The sequence below is a fragment of the Microbacterium sp. UBA837 genome, assembly GCF_002296025.1.
Lineage (GTDB): Bacteria > Actinomycetota > Actinomycetes > Actinomycetales > Microbacteriaceae > Microbacterium.
Window position 1 is genome coordinate 1 of sequence record NZ_DBHD01000125.1, and the last position, 3,076, is coordinate 3,076.

Annotated in this window: 5 protein-coding genes; all 5 read right to left on the minus strand. The window is 67.6% G+C overall.

Annotation, left to right across the window (positions count from 1 at the left end):
* Positions 1-290 (minus strand): aminotransferase class III-fold pyridoxal phosphate-dependent enzyme (locus B3587_RS09370; protein WP_292728096.1); only part of this gene is annotated, 290 nt, incomplete at its 3' end.
* Positions 287-1,174 (minus strand): dimethylargininase, encoded by an 888-nt coding sequence (gene ddaH, locus B3587_RS09375; protein ID WP_348681153.1) that lies wholly within the window; start codon positions 1,172-1,174, stop codon positions 287-289. The genes B3587_RS09370 and ddaH, both read right to left, overlap by 4 nt.
* Before the next feature lie 131 nt (positions 1,175-1,305).
* Positions 1,306-2,334, minus strand: a complete 1,029-nt coding sequence (locus B3587_RS09380) for an NAD(P)-dependent alcohol dehydrogenase (RefSeq protein WP_292728098.1) — start codon at positions 2,332-2,334, stop codon at positions 1,306-1,308.
* Complete coding sequence (locus B3587_RS09385; RefSeq protein ID WP_292728100.1) at positions 2,331-2,567, minus strand: helix-turn-helix transcriptional regulator; 237 nt, start codon at positions 2,565-2,567, stop codon at positions 2,331-2,333. Before B3587_RS09385 ends, B3587_RS09380 begins: the two co-directional genes overlap by 4 nt.
* Positions 2,567-3,001, minus strand: coding sequence for a hypothetical protein (locus tag B3587_RS09390; RefSeq protein WP_228178383.1), 435 nt, complete (start codon positions 2,999-3,001; stop codon positions 2,567-2,569). The genes B3587_RS09385 and B3587_RS09390 overlap by 1 nt, the downstream gene beginning before the upstream one ends.
* Positions 3,002-3,076: the final 75 nt, after the last annotated feature.

Genomic DNA, 3,076 nt, shown 5'->3' on the forward strand with positions numbered 1-3,076 from the left:
GCAGCGAAGGTTCCGAGCTTGTCGTTGTGGTACGCCCGGCTCGTGAGGGTCAACCGTTCCAACTGCTCCCGGGCAACGGCGAGCAGAGCCGGGTGCCCGTGCCCGAAGTTCAACGCCGAGTACGCCGACAGCAGGTCCAGGTAGCGCTTGCCCTCGACATCCGTCACCCACACTCCCTCGCCGCGGGAGATCACGACCGGCAGGGGGTGGTAGTTGTGGGCGAGGTGCTCGTCTTCTGCCCGGATGATCTCGAGCGTGGTCGCGTCGATGGAGATCTGGTCGGCGCTCATGACTCGTCCCGCTTCGCCCGCAGCTCGAGGGTGCAGCACTTGATCCCGCCGCCGCCGAGGAGCAGCTCAGACAGGTCGATGAGCACCGGGTTATAGCCGCGCTCTCGCAACTGCGCCTCGAAACCGGTGGCCCGCGGCGAGATGAACACGTTGTAGCCGTCGCTTGCCGAGTTCAGCCCGAACACGGCACCGTCGGCATCCGAGACCCGGATCGCGTCGGGGAAGCGCTCGGCGAGGATCCGCTGGCTTGCCTCATCGAAGGCACCCGGCAGGTAGGCGATGTTCGCGGCATCCGGCCCGCCCTGGGCCGCGCCGATGACCGGATCGAGCACCGAGATCGCCGTGTCGAGGTGATAGAAGCGCGGGTCGGTGAGAGTCAGCGAGATGACCTCCCTGCCGAAAACCTCGCCGACCTCACGGTGGCTGTCGCCGGTCGAGCGGAACCCAGTACCCGCGAGGATGACGTCACCCGCGAGCAGGAAGTCGCCCTCGCCCTCGTTGACTTCCTCGGGGATGACGGTCTCGAATCCTGCGGCGCGGAACCAGTCGATGAAGTGGCGCTCCTCGCCGGCGCGCTCAGCGAACCGGAACTTCGGCGCATAGGCGATGCCGTCGATGATGAACCCGCCGTTGGCCGTGTAGACCATGTCGGGCAGCCCCTCGGCGGGGTCGATCAGCTCGACCTCGTGCCCGAGCTCGAGGTAGGTGTCGTAGAGCACCTGCCACTGCGCCACGGCCTTGGCGGTGTCGGTGGGCTTGGCGGGCTCCATCCACGGGTTGATCGTGTAGCTGACCGTGAAGTGCTCGGGACGGCACATCAGGTAGCGGCGGCGCTGAGCCGTGCGAGTCGTTGGTGCATTGTGTGCGGGCGTCGTAGTCGTCACGTCGTTCTCCAAGAGAGTGCGGCTGGCGGACGCTGTCCAGAGGCCCGACGGAGCAGAAAGATGCCGGCGACACGGGCACGCCGGGCTCTATTCTCGCACGATCGTCGCCATCGGCCGAGAACCTGGGCGGGTCACTCGACCGTGACGACAACCTTGCCCACAGCGTGTCCCGCGTCCACGTGCGCGAGCGCGTCGCGTGCCGCGTGGAACGGGTACGTCCGTTCGATCACGGGCCGGATGGTGCCCTGGGCGGTCAGCTCAAGCAACTGCGCCAGGATCTCGGGTTTCGCGGTGGCAGCGAGGGAGCGGATGCGTCGCCGGCGCCGCGACAGGAAGACGGCCTTCAGCATCCGTCCCATCGGGCCGAGAATCTTTCCCCCCGCGCCCGAGACGAGCACGACCGTGCCACCGTCCCGCAGCAGTCCGCGAAGCGCGGAGAGAGGGACGGTGCCGGCGATATCGATCACTGCGTCGAAGGATTCGGCGGGAATCTCAGGAGAGCCCGGCTGGACCCTCCGGTAGTCGAACGCGTGGGCCGCCCCGATGTCTGTCATGAGATCGAGCGCCCGCTCGCCGGCGAGCGCCCACACCTCCGCGCCGCGCTGGGCGGCAAGCTGCACGGTGTAGGTGCCCACACCTCCCGCCGCTCCGATCACGAGGACGCGGCTTCCGGATGCGACGTGCGCGGCATCCAGCGCCTGCCAGGCCGTCCCGCCGGAGACGGGCAGCGCCGCAGCATGCTGAACCGGCACGTCAGCCGGCCGCACTACGGCGCGCGCGGCGGGCACGATGGCATACTCGGCGAGGCCCCCGCCGACGCCGATCTCGGCTACGACCTCGTCACCGGGGCGAGAGCCCGTAACCTCGGATCCGACAGCGACGACGGTGCCCGCGACATCGATGCCGCGGGTAGCCGTGCGCGGGCGACGGATGCCGAATGCCAGCCGCACGAGGTACGGGTCGCCTCGCATCAGGCGCACGTCTCCGGCGTGGATGCCGCACGCACGCACCCGGACGAGAAGGTCAGTGGCGCCGGGCACGGGGACCGGAACCCGGTCGAGTTCGACGACCTCGGGGCCGCCGTAGCGATCCTGGACCCAGGCGCGCATCGTGCCATTCGCGGGCGTCGGCGAGCCGGCCGCGGGCGGGTTCGTTGTCATGCTGTCACTCCGTCTGCGTCATCCGTCGGGTATTGGAACAGGTCGTCGATCGCGACCCCGAACAGTCGCGAGACCTGAAAGGCGAGTTCGAGCGACGGCGAGTACTTGCCCTGCTCGATCGCGATGAGCGTTTGGCGGGTGACTCCAATGTGGCGGGCCACCTCGGCCTGCGTCATCCCGGCGGCTTCGCGCGTCGCGCGGATGGTGTTGGTGATTCTCGTGGGCTTGACCATTACGGCATCCCTCGGCGGTAAACGACGATGCGGGCGATGCCGCCGATGAACGCGGACAGGAAAAAGCCGAAGAAGACGGCGTTGCCGATCCAGAACCACTCGGCCTGCACCATCGCCAGGATGAGCGCTGCCAGCCCACCGATGACCAGAAAGGCCTGTCCGACGCGGTCGCCGAGGTGCTCGATCTCCCGGTCACGCTGGTCGGCGCGGTGCTCCTCGTCGGGGTCGCGCATGCCCGCGCCGATACCCCACAGGATGCTGATCACGATCGAAACCACGATGGCACCGGCGATCGTCCAGACCATCGGCCACTGCCAGGCGATCTCTCCTATGGGGGTGGTCCCTAGCTGGGGCAGCACCAGCACCAGGTACACAGCGGTTCCCGCAGCACTTGCAATCAGTTGCGACCAGGTATTTCTCTCGACGTATCCCATGTCGACTCCTCGAGCTTGAATGTATAGAATGTTTGACATCTCCGAGCGTAGAGTCGCGAGGCATCCGTGTCAAGT

What these genes read in the sequence shown, in the direction of transcription:
- B3587_RS09380 (WP_292728098.1), bottom strand. Translation starts at nt 2,334, where the DNA reads ATGACAACGAACCCGCCCGCGGCCGGCTCGCCGACGCCCGCGAATGGC.
- B3587_RS09385 (WP_292728100.1), bottom strand. Translation starts at nt 2,567, where the DNA reads ATGGTCAAGCCCACGAGAATCACCAACACCATCCGCGCGACGCGCGAA.
- B3587_RS09390 (WP_228178383.1), bottom strand. Translation starts at nt 3,001, where the DNA reads ATGGGATACGTCGAGAGAAATACCTGGTCGCAACTGATTGCAAGTGCT.